Source organism: Ensifer sp. EB106-03-01-XG145, from assembly GCF_058792075.1.
The window spans coordinates 13,651-28,690 of the sequence record NZ_JBYTEC010000005.1 but is presented as its reverse complement, the minus strand read 5'-3'; the positions used below and the strand labels follow the sequence as shown (position 1 = coordinate 28,690).

15 protein-coding genes are annotated in these 15,040 nt (G+C 63.7%); 7 read left to right on the top strand and 8 right to left on the bottom strand.

The annotated features are described in order from the left end of the window. Positions 1-53 precede the first annotated feature (53 nt). The 3 genes from AC3WWH_RS14495 (at position 54) to AC3WWH_RS14485 (ending at position 2,993) form a co-directional block, all read left to right on the top strand. Complete coding sequence (locus AC3WWH_RS14495) at positions 54-818, top strand: class I SAM-dependent methyltransferase (RefSeq protein ID WP_093233941.1); 765 nt, start codon at positions 54-56, stop codon at positions 816-818. A gap of 145 nt (positions 819-963) precedes the next feature. Beyond that, positions 964-2,070 (top strand): histidinol-phosphate transaminase, encoded by a 1,107-nt coding sequence (gene hisC, locus AC3WWH_RS14490; protein WP_058321082.1) that lies wholly within the window; start codon positions 964-966, stop codon positions 2,068-2,070. Beyond that, positions 2,070-2,993: a prephenate/arogenate dehydrogenase family protein gene (locus tag AC3WWH_RS14485; protein WP_057254758.1), complete on the top strand. Its 924-nt coding sequence runs from the start codon at positions 2,070-2,072 to the stop codon at positions 2,991-2,993. Before hisC ends, AC3WWH_RS14485 begins: the two co-directional genes overlap by 1 nt. Positions 2,994-3,054: 61 nt before the next feature. On the opposite strand, the gene AC3WWH_RS14480 is transcribed toward AC3WWH_RS14485, so the two are convergent. Further along, positions 3,055-4,065: a DUF2125 domain-containing protein gene (locus AC3WWH_RS14480; RefSeq protein WP_058321083.1), complete on the bottom strand. Its 1,011-nt coding sequence runs from the start codon at positions 4,063-4,065 to the stop codon at positions 3,055-3,057. 202 nt (positions 4,066-4,267) lie between these two features. On the opposite strand from AC3WWH_RS14480, the gene AC3WWH_RS14475 reads away from it, so the two are divergent. After that, the gene (locus AC3WWH_RS14475) at positions 4,268-4,819 is read left to right on the top strand and encodes a gamma-glutamylcyclotransferase (protein WP_058321084.1); all 552 of its coding nucleotides are present in this window, start codon (positions 4,268-4,270) and stop codon (positions 4,817-4,819) included. 4 nt (positions 4,820-4,823) lie between these two features. Here the strand turns inward: AC3WWH_RS14475 and AC3WWH_RS14470 are convergent, their stop codons facing one another. From AC3WWH_RS14470 to ftsE, 4 genes are all read right to left on the bottom strand, one after another. Then, complete coding sequence (locus AC3WWH_RS14470; protein WP_058321085.1) at positions 4,824-5,615, bottom strand: lysophospholipid acyltransferase family protein; 792 nt, start codon at positions 5,613-5,615, stop codon at positions 4,824-4,826. Between the two features lie 128 nt (positions 5,616-5,743). Further along, positions 5,744-6,442: a YdcF family protein gene (locus tag AC3WWH_RS14465; protein WP_058321086.1), complete on the bottom strand. Its 699-nt coding sequence runs from the start codon at positions 6,440-6,442 to the stop codon at positions 5,744-5,746. A 97-nt stretch (positions 6,443-6,539) separates the two neighbouring features. Beyond that, entirely contained in the window at positions 6,540-7,562 is a 1,023-nt protein-coding gene (locus tag AC3WWH_RS14460) for a cell division protein FtsX (protein ID WP_058321087.1), read from the bottom strand. Next, complete coding sequence (ftsE, locus tag AC3WWH_RS14455) at positions 7,555-8,214, bottom strand: cell division ATP-binding protein FtsE (protein ID WP_057254764.1); 660 nt, start codon at positions 8,212-8,214, stop codon at positions 7,555-7,557. The genes AC3WWH_RS14460 and ftsE overlap by 8 nt, the downstream gene beginning before the upstream one ends. A 313-nt stretch (positions 8,215-8,527) precedes the next feature. Here ftsE and AC3WWH_RS14450 point away from each other — a divergent pair, with 313 nt between their 5' ends. The 3 genes from AC3WWH_RS14450 to AC3WWH_RS14440 all read left to right on the top strand — a co-directional run bounded on the left by AC3WWH_RS14450 (position 8,528) and on the right by AC3WWH_RS14440 (position 10,383). After that, the gene (locus AC3WWH_RS14450; protein ID WP_057254765.1) at positions 8,528-9,190 is read left to right on the top strand and encodes a hypothetical protein; all 663 of its coding nucleotides are present in this window, start codon (positions 8,528-8,530) and stop codon (positions 9,188-9,190) included. 63 nt (positions 9,191-9,253) lie between these two features. Continuing rightward, positions 9,254-9,799 (top strand): hypoxanthine phosphoribosyltransferase, encoded by a 546-nt coding sequence (gene hpt, locus AC3WWH_RS14445; protein WP_057254766.1) that lies wholly within the window; start codon positions 9,254-9,256, stop codon positions 9,797-9,799. A gap of 224 nt (positions 9,800-10,023) precedes the next feature. Continuing rightward, on the top strand, positions 10,024-10,383 hold the full coding sequence (locus AC3WWH_RS14440; protein ID WP_057254840.1) for a response regulator: 360 nt from the start codon (positions 10,024-10,026) through the stop codon (positions 10,381-10,383). A gap of 118 nt (positions 10,384-10,501) precedes the next feature. Here the strand turns inward: AC3WWH_RS14440 and AC3WWH_RS14435 are convergent, their stop codons facing one another. The 3 genes from AC3WWH_RS14435 to lptM form a co-directional block, all read right to left on the bottom strand. Further along, positions 10,502-13,156: a TIGR02302 family protein gene (locus AC3WWH_RS14435; protein WP_058321088.1), complete on the bottom strand. Its 2,655-nt coding sequence runs from the start codon at positions 13,154-13,156 to the stop codon at positions 10,502-10,504. Positions 13,157-13,359: 203 nt separating this feature from the next. Further along, positions 13,360-14,628, bottom strand: coding sequence for a diaminopimelate decarboxylase (gene lysA, locus AC3WWH_RS14430; RefSeq protein ID WP_057254768.1), 1,269 nt, complete (start codon positions 14,626-14,628; stop codon positions 13,360-13,362). Between the two features lie 118 nt (positions 14,629-14,746). Further along, the gene (gene lptM / locus AC3WWH_RS14425) at positions 14,747-14,941 is read right to left on the bottom strand and encodes an LPS translocon maturation chaperone LptM (RefSeq protein WP_057254769.1); all 195 of its coding nucleotides are present in this window, start codon (positions 14,939-14,941) and stop codon (positions 14,747-14,749) included. Between the last annotated feature and the right edge of the window lie 99 nt (positions 14,942-15,040).

The following is a 15,040-nucleotide window of genomic DNA, read 5'->3' as shown; positions in this document are numbered from 1 at the left end:
ATGCTGCCGAATGTAGCGAGCCTTACCTTGAAGTCTACCGCTTCGAAGCTAACATGTTGCGAATGCACACCGATATCGTCGACCTGCGAGAATTCTATCACTCCGAGCTCGGCCGGATGGCGGAGCAATCCGTCACCATGGCGCTTTCGTCCGTCTGGGCGCGGCTCCCGGACGAGCGGCTGGTCGGCCTCGGCTATGCCGTTCCCTATCTCGAACGGTTCCGCAAGGACACGGAGCGCACCTTCGCCTTCATGCCGGCGGGGCAGGGGGCGGTGAACTGGCCGGTTGCCGAGCTCTCCTCGACGGCGCTGGTGTTCGATGAGGAGTTGCCGCTGCCCGACGCCTCGATCGACCGGGTGCTGATGGTGCATTCGCTGGAATTCGCCGAAAGCCCGCGGGAGACCATGAAGGAGATCTGGCGGGTGCTGGCGCCAGGCGGTCGCCTTATCATCGTCGTGCCCAACCGGCGCGGCGTCTGGGCGCGCATGGAACACACGCCCTTCGGTTCCGGGCGACCCTATTCGCGTGGGCAGCTGACGGCGCTGCTGCGCGAGACCAACTTCACGCCAGGTGCCACGGCGGATGCGCTCTTCTTCCCGCCGTCGAAACTCAGGGCGATCCTGCGGCTGCGTCGGGGCTTCGAGCGGCTCGGCCGTTCGCTCTGGCCGGTCTTCTCCGGCGTCATCGTCGTCGAGGCGCAGAAGCGGCTTTACCAGGGGCTGCCGGTCGCCGCACGCGCATCGCGCCGCGTCTTCGTGCCGGTGCTGGCGCCGCAGGGCGTGCCGAGCACGCGCGAGAGGCCGCGTCCCACCCGCTAACCTGCCTGGGAACCGCGGCGGACCCTCGACAAAAGCCGCTTGCGCCGCTAATGGCTTGACCTCTTTTCCTGCCTGCAGCGCCGCGCGCCTCCCAAGGCACGTATCGGTCGCTGCAGCACTTTGATGGCCAAAGAAAGCTGACCCGATGAGCCTTGCTTCGAAGAGCCCTGAGCCGCGTTCCGGCATCCTGGATATTGCCGCTTATGTGCCGGGCAAGGAGCACGCGCCGGGTGTCGCCAAGGTGCATAAGCTCTCGTCCAACGAGACACCGCTTGGCGCAAGCCCGAAGGCGATCGAGGCCTTCCAGTCGGCTGCCTTCAACCTCGAACGTTATCCGGATGGCCAGGCGCGGGCGCTGCGAGAGGCGATCGGTGCTGTGCACGGCCTCAACCCGGCAAACATCATGTGCGGCAATGGGTCGGACGAGCTGCTCGGGCTTCTCTGCCACACCTATCTCGGGCCCGGCGACGAAGGCATCATCACCGAGCATGGCTTCCTCGTCTACAAGATCCAGATCCTGGCGGCGGGCGCGACGCCCATTACCGTCAAGGAGAAGGATGCGCGCGTCGATGTCGATGCCATTCTCGCGGCGGTCACCGAGCGCACCAAGGTCGTCTTCCTGGCGAACCCGGCCAATCCGACCGGCACCTACATCCCCGTCGATGAAGTCCGCCGGCTGCATGCGGGGCTGCCCGAGGGTGTGCTGCTGGTGCTCGATGCGGCCTATGCCGAATATGTGCGCCGCAACGACTATGCCGCCGGTCTGGAGCTCGTCTCGGCCAGCCGCAATGTGGTGATGACCCGCACCTTCTCGAAGATCTACGGCCTTGCGGGTTTGCGCATCGGCTGGATGTATGCACCGCCGGAGGTGATCGACGCGGTCGACCGTGTCCGCGGGCCCTTCAACCTCAGTGCGCCCTCTATCGCGGCGGGTGCTGCGGCGATCCGTGATCAGGCTTTCGTGGCAACGGCAGTCGATCACAATCTCACCTGGCTTGCGCGTGTCAGCGAAGCGCTCGAAGCGATCGGGCTGCGCATCACGCCCTCGGTCACGAATTTCGTGCTGATCCACTTTCCGGAAGAAAACGGCAAGCGGGCCGAGGAAGCCGATGATTTCCTGACCAGCCGCGGCTATATCCTGCGGGCGGTCCGCAGCTACGGCTTCCCCAATGCGCTGCGCATGACCATCGGCTCGGAAGAAGCCAACGAAGGCGTCATCGCGGCGCTGATCGAATTCATGGGACGGAAATAATGGCTCAGCAGTTTGAAACGATCGCCCTCATCGGCATTGGTCTCATCGGCTCGTCGATCGCGCGCGATATCCGCGAGAAGCAGCTTGCCGGTACGCTCGTCGTCTCCACGCGCAGCGAGGCGACGCTGAAGCGTACGCAGGAGCTCGGGCTCGGCGATCGCTATACACTGTCTGCGGCCGACGCCGTTCGCGACGCCGACCTCGTGATCGTCTCGGTCCCGGTCGGCGCGTCCGGTGCCGTCGCGGCCGAGATTGCCGCGCATCTGAAGCCCGGTGCGATCGTCACCGATGTCGGCTCGACCAAAGGCTCGGTGATCGCGCAGATGGCGCCGCATCTGCCCGAGACCGTTCATTTCGTGCCGGGGCATCCGATCGCCGGTACCGAGCACTCGGGCCCGGATGCCGGCTTCGTCGGCCTCTTCCGCGGCCGCTGGTGCATCCTGACGCCGCCGGAGGGCGCTGATGGGGAAGCGGTCGCGCGGCTCCGGCGTTTCTGGGAAACGCTCGGCTCGATGGTCGAGGAAATGGACGCCGAGCACCACGACAAGGTGCTGGCGATCGTTTCGCATCTGCCGCACATCATCGCCTACAACATCGTCGGAACGGCCGATGATCTCGAGACCGTCACCGAGTCCGAAGTCATCAAGTATTCGGCCTCGGGTTTCCGCGACTTCACCCGTCTCGCGGCATCCGATCCCACCATGTGGCGTGACGTCTGCCTGCACAACAAGGACGCGATCCTGGAGATGCTGGCACGGTTTTCGGAGGATCTCGCCTATCTGCAGCGGGCGATCCGCTGGGGCGACGGCGAGAAGCTCTTCGACCTCTTCACCCGCACCCGCGCCATCCGCCGCTCGATCATCCAGGCGGGCCAGGATACGGCGATGCCGGACTTCGGCCGGCATGCCATGGATCAGAAATAAGCTGAGCAAGTCGAGGAAGACCGAGGAACGGTCTTCCGTCCGGAAGCGGGTGTTCGACGATCTAGAGCGTCGGCAGGACGCCGATCGGGATGAAGGCGAGAAACGCCGTGCCGTCGCGCACGTTGAGCTTCACGGTCGCCTCGTCCTTGCCGTTGGCGAGCGCCTTCAGCATGTTCGCGGTGTTGTCGACGAGGTTGGCGTCGTCGGGAATCAGCTTGACCAGATTGGCCCGCCAGGCCTCGATATTCGTCATCGTCAGCGAGAACTCGCCGGAAATCAGTCCCTGATCGTTGACCGAGAAGGGGCCGGAAAGCTTGGCGTTCATGCCGGAGCCGAGATCGAGGGTGAGCTGTCTGAGTTCGCCCTTGCTGCCGCGAAACATCTCCGGCGTCGGCGTGGTTGCCATCCACCCGGCCTTGTCGGTGAAGGTCAGGTCCGCAGCCACCGTTGCCGGCGGCGCGTAGCTCGGGCCTTCCTCCGGACGAAGATCGAGCTTGTCGACACTCAAAGCGGCATCAAGGTCCGCGCCGTTCTGGCGCAGGTGCAGTTCGCCGTGGCTGGCGCCGAAGCCAAGACCGTCGCCCGCAAGCGGCAGGCGCACCCGGCCGGTGAGGTTGTCATAGGTGAGCGAGGTGCGGTCGACACCCGACAAGGTCGCGCGCACGCTCGCATGCAGCAGCGTCCAGTCGGCGAAGACGTTGAGGCCGGGCGACGCCCGGATTTCGGCCGGGCCGTCGAGCTCGATCACGGCGTGGCCGGGCTGGTAGACCTGGGCGGCTGTGCGCAGCGCCCCGAAGGAGGCGGATGTGCCATGGCGGGTGTCGTCGAGGTGGACCTTGTCGCAGAAGAGGCCGATGCGGAACGGAAAGCCGCGCACGTCCATGTTTGTGCATTCGCCGCCGAGGCCGGCTGCCTGTCCATCGGCAAGACGGGCCGTGAGACGCTTCTCGATCTGATCGGCGGCGAGGAACCAGCCGGCCGAATAGATGCCGGCGACAAGCACGATGCCTGCCGTCAGCCAGCGGAACTTCCGGCTGACCGGCGAGGGATTGGAAACTGCGGTTGCCGACATGGGCGCGGATACCTCACTCTAAACTGGACTGCGGCTGCCTTTCGGTTGGCGCCGTCGATCCGCAAAACTATTCTTGTCTTCGGGGGCACGAGGACGAGCTTGTCTCTTTCGTGCCGAGATGCTGTGCCGTAGAAACCGACATGGCTGACCATTCCTACAAGCCGATGATGATTCGGTGGTGAGAGCAGACAGCGCGGGTTGAATGACAGTGGATATGGACGAATTTTGGGTCTTTGGCTACGGGTCGCTGATGTGGAACCCGGGCTTTGCCTTCGAGGAGAGGCTGGCGGCACGCGCATTCGGCTATCGCCGGTCGCTCTGCGTGCATTCCTGGGTTCACCGCGGCACCGAACAGCGGCCGGGACTGGTGCTTGGGCTCGACCGAGGTGGCTCCTGCATTGGCACGGCTTTTCGCGTCGAGCGTGGGCAGCGGGAGAGTGTTACCGATTATCTGCGCGAGCGTGAGCTGGTGACGCATGTCTACAAGGAGCGCACGATGCCGGTGCTGCTTGCCGATGGACGGCGCGTGCCGGCGCTTGCCTATGTCATCGACCGCGACCACGTCCAGTATGCCGGAACGCTCAGCACCGGTGAGGCGGCCGATATCGTCGCCGTTTCGACCGGAAAATCCGGGCCGAACAGCGAGTATGTGTTCAACACGCTTGCCCATCTCAAGGAAATGGGCATCCGCGATCACTGGCTGGAAGAGGTGGTGGGCCTGCTCGAGCAGACACGCCAGCGTGCGCGGGCCTGACCGCTTAGGCCCTGCCCGCGGCCTTCAGTTCCTTCAGCCTTTGCTCGGCGGTCGGCGGCAGCGGCAGGTGCGGATTGTCCTTCACCGTTTCGACAAGCAGTTCGTCACTGGCCTTCTCCGTGACTTCCATGAGCTTGGCAAGGAATGCATCCGGATCCATGCCCGCCTCGACCGGCGGCAGGATGCGGACCTTGAAGTGGCCGGGAAAGCGCAGGAACTTGCGGCGCGGCCAGAAGAGGCCGGGATGCATGGCGACCGGCACGACCGGCACGTTGAGGTCGCGGTAGAGGCGGGCGATCCCGTATTTGTATTCCGGCGGAGCGCCCGGCGGGCGGCGCGTGCCTTCCGGGTAGATGATGAGTTCGCGGCCCGTTGCCATTTCCTGCTTGGTACGGTCCATGACGCTGGTCATCGCCTTGCCGCGGGCGGCCCGGTTTACCGGAACCATGCGCTGCTTGAGGATGTACCAACCGAACAGCGGGATCCAGGTGAGCTCACGCTTCAGAATGTAGAAGGGATCGTCGAGCCAGGGGAGCAGCGCATAGGCATCCCAGAAGGACTGGTGCTTGGGAGCGAAGATGTAGGGGACCTTCGGGAGGTTCTCCAAGCCTTCGATCTCAAAGGTCGTCCCGACCACCTTGTCGAGCAGCCAGTGATTGCTGCGCACCCAGTTCTTGGGAACGAACCAGGCCTTCTTGCGCGGCAGCAGGAAATAGATCGGCGTCAGCACGATCATCTGCACGATCAGATTGGCGTAGAACACCATGTTGAAAAGGATCGAACGCAAGACGATCATCAGGCACGCTCTCGTAGGCGAGTTCTTAAGGGGCTCGGCGTCAGGCCGATTGATCGCTGCCTACACGAAACCGTGCCGAAGGAAAACTGCCCTCTCTCACTTTAGGCCGGCGCCGTTCTCGAAGGCCTCTATTCTTCCGCCGGCGTGGCACGTGAGGAATCGGTGCGCAGGCCGCTCGTCGGCCGAGCGCCGGCGAATTCGCGAACCGATGCGATCGTATACTTCCCGAACTCCAGGAGGATCGATTTCAGTACCATCGGGTTACGCAGCCAGTTCGTCGTCTTCAAATCGGAATTGACCACCGGGTAGGGGATGAACTCCGTCTCCGGGCGGGTGCGCCGAAGCTCCAGCAGACTGCGCGGCATATGGTAATTGTTGGTGACGACGAGCACGCTCGTATAGCCGCGATCACGGATCCATTGTGCGGTCTCCGTGGCGTTGCCGATCGTATCGACCGCCTCATGACCGATATCGACGCAGCATTTGAAGAGATCGGCGGAGCTCTGGGTGTTGCGGCGGATCTGGCTGCCGGTGGTCGTCGGGTGGACGCCGGAGATCAGCAGGCGCTTGCCGGCGCCGCCCTTCAAGAGATCGACCGCCTGATCGATGCGCTGGAAACCACCGGTCAGGACGACGATCGCATCCGCCTTGGGATGCACGGGCGGCTGCAGCGATGCGACGGTGTCGGCGAAATTGAGGAAGGCGCCGATCAGGAGCGCGAGCGGTAACAGGAGGACGAAGAAGGTTCGCCGGAGAATTTTGCGCAAGAGGCTGCGGGGCCGCCGGCCATCGTCGGCTTTCCCCTGCCATTTGCCTCCTCCGGCCATCCCGTTCCCGCGTAATTCTCGCGCCATCATGATTCTCTTCACATAGCCACAGATTACGGCAAGGAATAGATCGAGGCACGGCGAAACATCGGGCGGTTCAGCTCTGGTAGAGATCCGTGCGGCCGGGGTCCGAACGGATGAGGTCGATCTCGTAGATGGTGCGCATGACCGTGAGGCGCGCGGTCACGGTCGTCAGGATGGCGATGACGACGATGATGGCGGCGATACCGAGATAGCCACCATAGCCAATGGTAAAGGTTCCGAAGAGGGCGGTCGCCTGATCGGTCTGCGGTGTTGCCAATGTCTGCGACTGCCAGAAGCCGGCAAGCGCAAAGGACAGCGCGGCAAGCAGGCCGCCGGTGCCGGCACCCTTGAGGCTGATTCTCAGAAAATGCTTCTGGAATTCGGAGGCGACGAAACCGGCCTCGGCACCGACGAAATGCAGCACCTCGACGATGTGGCGGTTGCCGGAAAGGGCGCCGCGGGTGGCGAAGATCACCGTCAGCACCATGGCGGAGAACACGAGGGCCAGCACGCCGGTGCCGATCATCGCCGTGGTATTGGCCATCGCGACGAGCCGGTCGACCCAGGTGCGGTGATCGTCGAGGAAGGCCTGCGGGATCGTCTCGGTCAGCGCCTTGCGCATAGCGGCGAAATCGGGCGGGTTGTTTTCGTCGATGGTGATGATGATCAGCCGCGGCACCGGTAACTCGTCGAGATCGAGGCCTTCGCCGAGCCAGGGTTCCAGGAGGCGCGCGGTGGCGGCGCGATCGACGATCTTGCCATCGGTCGTGCCGCTGAAGGTCAGTGCCAGATCGCGGGCATCGGCGAGCGCCTTCTCCATGTCGAGGCTATCGTCCGGCTTGATCTGGACGGTGATCTCGCGGGAGATCTGCGACTGCCAGCTCTGGGCCGTTGCCCTGACCATGCTGACGCCGCCGAGTGTCAGGCAGGCAAGGAACGACATGATGGCGATCACGCACATCAGCGCATGCCCGGAGACATTGGTCGAAGGCACGATCGGGCCGGTCGGCCGCACGCGCATTTCCGTCCGGCGTTGTTGCGGCTCCGACGCCTGCTCGGGCGCATCCTTCTGGCGTTTCGTGCGGCTGTCACTCATAGATGTCGAGCCGCCCCTGCGAAAGGATCATGCGTCGCGCCTCCACCTGATCCATCAGCGACAGATCGTGGGTGGCGATCACCACCGCGGTGCCGAGCCGGTTCAGCTCGAGGAAGAGATTGAGGAGGCGCCTGGCCATCGGCGGATCGACGTTGCCGGTCGGTTCGTCGGCAAGCAGGATCTCCGGCCTGTCGATCAGCGCCCGCGCGATCGCCGCGCGTTGCTTCTCACCGCCTGAAAGAACCGGCGGCAGGACATTGATGCGCTCGCCGAGGCCGACCCATTTCAACAGTTCCAGCACGTCGGCGCGATAGCTCGATTCCTCCTTGCCGCGGACGCGCAGCGGCAGAGCGACGTTCTCATAGGTGGTGAGATGGTCGAGCAGGCGAAAATCCTGGAAGACGATGCCGACGCGCCGGCGCAGCATCGGGAACTCCTCGCGCGGGATCGACGAGATGTTGCGGTCGAACATCCGGATCAGGCCGCGCGTCGGCTGCAGCGAGAGGAACAGCAGTCTCAAAAGGGTGGTCTTGCCGGCGCCCGACGGACCGGTCAGGAACTGGAACGAACGGCGCGGAATATCGAAGGTCAGGTCCCGGAGGATTTCCGGTCCCATGCCATAGCGCAGTCCGACGTTCTCAAAGTGAATCAAGCGGCAGCCCAGTCTCTCTCACGGCCCTGCAACCGACGGCCGGTTCCGGTCCTCCGCGCATAGGACGACCAGCCTCGAAAGGCAAAACCGCCAGCGGAATCATGGTTAAGCAGCGGTTAATTTTTCATGAAAAGGTGCCGCTTTCGCGACGTCTTTCCGAAACATTAACCATTCCGGTTTACGTGTCGGAAAGATTTGATGCAATGCCTAGATTCTTGCATGCCAAGGGTTCGTGCATTGCCCGATGGTTTCGCAGTCGAGGCGGTAGGTCGAGTGGCCGCACCGGGCCCCTGTGGGACAGGAGGAACTGGTCATGCATGCATTCCGGACCAAAACCGCCGGCGCTTCGGCGGACTTCCTGCCGCCCGAACGGGGCGGTCGTGAGGCAGCCGCGATGCCGCGACGCGTCGACTATGTCGATGCCGAGTTCGAGGTGATTGCTCCCTCGTCGCGCCGAACGCCCTATCCGGTGTTCAACGACAACGCCAAGATGGGAAATCAGAAACGGCCGACCTTGACGGTCGTGGCCGACGAAACATCGCTTGCCGGCCGACTGTTGAGCCTCGCCGAAGCGCGGCTGCGCGACATGCCGGCGCGCCGCTTCGCCGGCCTGGTCGCGGGTTTCGCACTCGCATCCTTTCTGGTGATCGTCGGTTTCGCGGGCGACGGGCAGGCCGATATCCAGCCGCTTGCGATATCAGGGGTCACGAGCTCGCTCGACTATTCCGGCGGCATGCGGGTGCTTTCCGTCTACGGCTCGATCGACAACCGCTCCGATGTCGAACAGCGCCTGCCGCTCGTCGTGGTGGGGGTGGCAGCCAACGGGCGCCAGGTTACGACCACGCGCGTGATGCCCGAAGGCGCGGCAATCGCGCCGGGCGAGAGCCGCCATTTCAGGACGCGGCTGCCCTATGCAGGTGGAAAAATGCCCGATGTGACGGTTTCCTTCGCTGAAAACGGTGTTTCAGCCCGCTGATTGTGCTAAGCGGCGCGGATGGGAAGGCTTTGGTCTTCCGGATGAAACGCTGGAGAAGCCTTGATGCCCGTTGTTCGCGGTAAGAATATCGAACCTCTCTACACGGCCGAAACGATTGCCGCGCGCAACAGCGAGTTGGCCGGGATGATCGTCAACGGTCCGCACAAGGATCTGCTGGTGATCGCGGTGCTCAAGGGATCGTTCATCTTTGCTGCAGACCTGATCCGCGCCATGCACAACACCGGCCTTGCACCGGAAGTCGAGTTCATCACGCTGTCGAGCTATGGGCTCGGTACGGTCTCTCAGGGCGTGAAGATCATCAAGGATATCGACAGCGACGTGCATGGGCGTGACGTGCTTTTGATCGACGACATTCTCGAATCCGGCCGGACACTGCGTTTCGCCAAGGAGCTGATGTACGAGCGCGGCGCGCGCAACGTGACGATCGCCGTGCTGCTCGACAAGCGCGTCAAGCGGAAGGTCGAGCTCGAAGCCGATTATGTCGGTTTCGAATGCCCCGATCACTTCGTTGTCGGCTATGGCATGGATGTCGCCTATGCCTTCCGCGAGCTGCCTTTTGTAGGTGTCGTCACCGGCGATGCCGAGTAAGGCGTGTCAAAACGGCACGCCGACCCTGAAATCCGGTCGCCGCGCGTTTACCGAACACAAACGAAAAACTGGTTGGTTGGGGATGTACCGCGTGGTGATTCCCTATCGGATTGGCGGTGCTGCAGCGCCGTCGTGTCCGGTCGATGACCGACGCCCGCTGTAACCTTTTGGATCAGGTGCGGGCGTCGGCGTGAAAGCCGCGCCTCGGAAACGCGGAGGCCATGATGGCGAAAATCCTGATTACCGAGGACGAGGATGCGTTGCGTTCCTTCGTCGCGCGGGCACTGAAGCTCGACGGCCATGAGACGGTCGAGGCGGGCGACGGTGCCGACGGCCTTGCCTGCCTCCAGAGCGAGGCTTTCGATCTCCTGCTTTCCGACATTCGCATGCCCGTCATGGACGGCATCGAGCTGACGCATCAGGCGTCGGCTGCCTTTCCGGCAATGAAGATCCTGCTGATGACCGGCTATGCCGAACAGCGCGAGCGGGCCGACGATCTGGCCGACAAGATCGTCGACGTCATCTCCAAGCCGTTTTCCCTTCCCGATATCCGCAAGGCCGTTGCGCTCGCGCTGGCTGCCTGACGAATCCCAATCCGACAACTGATTGCTGCCGAGGTCGTGGGCTTGAGGCTACGCGCCGCAACGCCGCGCCTCGGGAGCACCGGAATATCGGATCGGCTGGCCCGAACCAGCTACGGGCTCATTGCATGTCGAGCAGGCGCTCGAGATATTGCCGCTCGGCCTCCGGCGACAGGTTATCCCCGAGCCGGCGGCGGATCTCTTCGAGGATCTGACGGGCGCGTTGCGTGTCAAATTCCTCGGGCACCTTCACGTGGTCGCCAAATTCCGGACCGCGGTTGTTCTGGGGCCTGCCAAGCGGGTCGCGGCCGTTCTGGCCGAATTGCGGGACGCCCATGCCGGGGCCCTGACCCTGGCTCTGCATCTGGTTCATCATGTCCTGGGCGCCTTGGCGCAGCGCCTGTAGCGCACGGCCTTGATTGCCCACCGCCTGTTCGCCCTGGCCCTTGCCAAGCGCGCCGGAGGCTCCGTCCATTTCCCGCTGGGCTTCGCCGAAACCCTTGCCCGGCTTGATGCCCATGTTTTCGAGGCTCTTGTTGAGTTCTCCGAGCTGCTTGCCAAGCGCGTCTTGCTGCTGCTTCAACTGCTTGAGCGCATCCTTCAGCTGTTCGGCGGTCATCTCGTCGAGCGGGTTGGGCTGGCCATTCGGATCGCCGCGCTGTTCCGGATCCTGCGGCATCTCCTGACCGAAGAGCTCGTTATCCTCGCCCTGCAACGGGTCGCCGCGCTGCATCCGGTCGCGCTGCGCCTGGTCGAGCTTGAAGGTCTCGTCCATGAGCTTTTGTTGATCCTGCAGCAATTTGCCGAGCTTCTCGATCTGCTGACTCATGGCATCGTTCTGCTGGCCCATCTGCTGCTGGCCGCGGCCGGCCTGCAGATTGTTCATCATCCGCTGCAGTTCCGACAGCAGCTGGCGTGCCTGATCGCGCGCGCCGGAGCGCGCCAGGTTCTCGATCTGGTTCATCATCCTTTCGAGGTCCTGCTGGCGCAGGATGTTGTTCGGGTTCATCTTGCCGGCCATGCGCGGGTCTTTCGCCGCCTGCTGGGCGAGGGCCTGCATGTACTCCTGCATGGCCTGGCGCAGCTCCTGCATCAGCTTGGCGATTTCCTGGTCGGACGCATTGCGCTCCAGCGCGTCCGAGAGCGCCTGCTGTGCGTCGCGCAGGCGCCGCTCGGCGAGTGACAGGTCGCCATCTTCGATGCCGAGCGCGATCTCCCATAGGTATCCGGCGGCGTCACGCAGCATGTCTTCGTTGTAGGCAAGGGCCATGCGCGTGCGAGCCGATTTCAGCAGCAGGAAATGCGTGAGGTTGGGGATCCAGTCCTCGGCAAGCGAAGCAACGGCATCGTTGAGGTCGAGCGCGCGCGGCAGGTCGTTGGCATTGAGGGCGAAGACCTGGCGTTGCTCGGCGACCGCGCCGGCGAGCGGCTGGATGAACTGGCGGGCGGGCAGGATCATTTCATGCGGCGGGCTGCGGCCCTCCTGGCCTGCGGCGTCGCGGGCGACGAGGGTGACCTTCACGCGCTTGCCGGCGAGCGGGTGTTCGCTGAGGTTTCGGCTGGTCGTGCCCTTGGCTTCGCGCGCGTTGCGGCGCGGCAGATCGAGCCGGTATTCCGGCAGCGGATAGAGCGGGCGAGCCCCCTCTCCGGCTTCGTCGAGTGGCTGGATCTCGGCCCAAGCCTGGGCGATGCCGTAATCATCCGTTGCAGCGAAGGTGATTTCCAGCGCCGCATTGACGGTTGGGCGAGGAATGCCGTCGAAGGAGATCTGCGGCACACCATCCGGAATGATCTTGAAAGCCCAGCGCCGATCCCCGACGACGAGCTCGCCGTCCTTGACGACCTTGTAGACATGGTTGCGCACGGCATTCGGGTTGCGGGCAGGCTCTGAAGCAGCCATTTCGGCGACCTTGGGCCCGGCTTCGCCCACCTTCGGCTTGGGCTTCGTTTCCCCGGCTTTCTCGCCGGCCGCCGGAATGGCGATTGCCTTGACCGCGCCGCTTTCCGCATAGCGGACGATCTGGTCCGGTCCGGCCCCGGTGACACGGACCGTCAGGTCGCTGAATTGCGGGATGGTAATGGCCCCGGTGTCCTCCGCAGCCGATACGGCCTCCGGCTTTCCGGTGAGGAAAATCGGGGCACGGCCGGTATAGGCGGGTGGCGTCACCCAGGCATCGATGCGGATATCGGCCGTTTCGACCGCAGCCTGCGGCAGGCGCAGCGCGTCGCTGAGCAGGCCGGCGCGGTTGGAGTAGGAATAGGCGAAGGCGACACAGGCGAGAAGCACCGGTACGGCACGCAGGGCAAAAGGATCGTGTCGGGCGATATCAGGACGCGGAAGCCCCGTCTCGAGCGCGCCGATCATCCGTGCCATGCGGGCCTGGTGCTCGCGCCACAGCGCTTCGCCCAGTGGATTGTCGGTTGCCGGCCGATCGTCCTGGACGCGGATCGCCTGGTGGGGCAGGGCGTTGCGCTCTTCCAGCATGCGGTCCGCGTCGACATTTCCGGGCAAACGGATCCGCGTCAGCGGAAACAGCGATGCGAGAAAACCGATGGCGAAGGCAAAGAGGGCTGCGGCATGCAGCCAGAACGGTGCCACGCGGAAGAAGCCGAGCCAAGCGAAGGCGAGAAATAGAAGAACGATAGAACCGGGCAGGAGGGTGCGCGGCAGAAGCTGTTCGGCGACCAGCACCCAGCGCGCCAGCCATCTCTTCAGTGCCAGGGTTCTCGAAAACGGCTTCGGTTGTGGCGTTTCATCCTGCCGGAATTGCGTCATCCGCCCAAGTTTCCTTTCGGTCGCCCGTCTACGCTCGTGGCTGACCCTATATCGTAAAGCGAGATGCGGCCGGAGACGGCGCAGCTTAGCTTATTCCGCTGGCCTTCAGGATACCATCGTTTGTGGCGAAGACGAGGGCGCAAACAGAATCGTGATCGCCCGGGTGGCCGATCCACATATTGTCGTCGTTGGTGCGGATCGCCTCAGGCGAGCCAGTCCGGAACCGAATCGAGGCCGATCAGGGCATCATAGTCCTGACGCGGACGAACGACGTGGAAGCGGTCGCCCTTGACCAGAACTTCAGGGATCAGCAGACGGGAATTGTAGGTGCTGGCCTGGACGGCGCCATAGGCACCTGCCGAGCTGATGGCGAAGAGATCGCCGGGCTTCGGCATCGCCATCTCGCGATCGAGCGCCAGGTAGTCGCCGGTTTCGCAGACGGGCCCGACGACGTCGGCACGGATGCGCGGCGCGTTGGCGGCGGAGATGCGAACAGGGCGGATCTCGTGATAGGCCTCATAAAGCGTCGGGCGGATGAGGTCGTTCATCGCGCCGTCGACGATGACGAAGGTCTTGTCGCCACCATCCTTCACGTAGATCACTTCGGTCACGAGGATGCCGGCATTGCCGACGATCAGCCGGCCCGGTTCGGTGACGATCTTGCAGCCGAGCGACTGCAGCTGGCTCTTGACGATTTCCGCATAGGCATCCGGCAGCGGCGGCGGGTTGTTGTCGTCCTTGTAGGGAATGCCCAAGCCGCCGCCGATATCGACGTGGTCGATCGAGTGGCCGTCGGAGCGCAGCGTGTCGACCAGCTCGCGCAGCAGCTTGAAGGCGTCGTCGAAGGGCTGCAGTTCGGTGATCTGGCTGCCGATATGCATATCGATGCCCGTGACCTGGATGCCGGGCAGCGTGGCCGCATGTGCATAGACGGCGCGGGCGCGCTCCCAGGAAATGCCGAACTTGTTTTCCTTCTTGCCCGTGGAAATCTTGGCGTGGGTCTTCGCGTCGACGTCAGGGTTGATGCGGAAGGAGACATGGGCGCGCTTGCCGGCGCGCACGGCGCGCTGATTCAAGACTTCGAGTTCCGGCTCGGACTCGACGTTGAAGCAATAGATGCCGGCGTCCAGCGCCAGGTCCATTTCCTGCGGCGTCTTGCCGACGCCGGAGAACATGATCCGGCTTGCGGGAATGCCGGCTGCAAGGGCGCGGCGCAGTTCGCCGCCCGAGACGACGTCGACGCCGGCGCCCAGGCGACCGAGCGTCTTCAGCACCGCCTGGTTCGAGTTGGCCTTCATCGCATAGCAGACCATCGCGTCCACATCGGCGAAGGCCTTGGAAAAGACCGTGTAGTGGCGCTCGAGCGTGGCGGTCGAATAGCAATAGAAAGGCGTGCCGACGGCGCGCGCGATGTCGGTGACCGGCACGTCTTCAGCGTAGAGGATTCCGTCGCGGTACTGGAAGTGGTTCACGGGCTGCAGCTCGGCTTTTGCGCAATTCCAGGAGAGTATGAAGCGGTTTTTCGTCCGGAATTGCGTAATTTCAAAGAGTTAGATCAATTCAATGCTTCGTTGGAAACGATGAGCGGATCTAGAGGAGGGGATCGAGCAGGAAAGGACGGTCGTCCGGTTTTTCCTTCTGCTCGACGGTTCCGGCGGGCGCCTTGGTGTTGATCGGCGCCGTCGAACCGGGGCGGTCGAGATCGCCCTTGCGTCCGCAACCGACAAGAACCAGCCCGGGGATCGCCAGCAGGAGCGCAAGCCGGGCCGCCTTCGTGAATGTCATCGTTATTTTCCTTCGCGGGACTGATGCTGGTGCGATGTCTTATCGATTTTTCCGGCGCTTGTGCACCCTGAATTTGCGGGCGGAGGCCGCCCACACCTT

Bases quoted from the DNA above. Each gene is read 5' to 3' on its own strand.
- hisC (WP_058321082.1), top strand. From the start codon at position 964: ATGAGCCTTGCTTCGAAGAGCCCTGAGCCGCGTTCCGGCATCCTGGAT.
- AC3WWH_RS14435 (WP_058321088.1), bottom strand. From the start codon at position 13,156: ATGACGCAATTCCGGCAGGATGAAACGCCACAACCGAAGCCGTTTTCG.
- AC3WWH_RS14495 (WP_093233941.1), top strand. From the start codon at position 54: ATGTTGCGAATGCACACCGATATCGTCGACCTGCGAGAATTCTATCAC.
- hpt (WP_057254766.1), top strand. From the start codon at position 9,254: ATGCCCGTTGTTCGCGGTAAGAATATCGAACCTCTCTACACGGCCGAA.
- AC3WWH_RS14480 (WP_058321083.1), bottom strand. From the start codon at position 4,065: ATGTCGGCAACCGCAGTTTCCAATCCCTCGCCGGTCAGCCGGAAGTTC.
- AC3WWH_RS14470 (WP_058321085.1), bottom strand. From the start codon at position 5,615: ATGATCGTCTTGCGTTCGATCCTTTTCAACATGGTGTTCTACGCCAAT.
- AC3WWH_RS14440 (WP_057254840.1), top strand. From the start codon at position 10,024: ATGGCGAAAATCCTGATTACCGAGGACGAGGATGCGTTGCGTTCCTTC.
- AC3WWH_RS14475 (WP_058321084.1), top strand. From the start codon at position 4,268: ATGACAGTGGATATGGACGAATTTTGGGTCTTTGGCTACGGGTCGCTG.
- AC3WWH_RS14465 (WP_058321086.1), bottom strand. From the start codon at position 6,442: ATGGCCGGAGGAGGCAAATGGCAGGGGAAAGCCGACGATGGCCGGCGG.
- AC3WWH_RS14460 (WP_058321087.1), bottom strand. From the start codon at position 7,562: ATGAGTGACAGCCGCACGAAACGCCAGAAGGATGCGCCCGAGCAGGCG.
- AC3WWH_RS14485 (WP_057254758.1), top strand. From the start codon at position 2,070: ATGGCTCAGCAGTTTGAAACGATCGCCCTCATCGGCATTGGTCTCATC.
- lptM (WP_057254769.1), bottom strand. From the start codon at position 14,941: ATGACATTCACGAAGGCGGCCCGGCTTGCGCTCCTGCTGGCGATCCCC.
- AC3WWH_RS14450 (WP_057254765.1), top strand. From the start codon at position 8,528: ATGCATGCATTCCGGACCAAAACCGCCGGCGCTTCGGCGGACTTCCTG.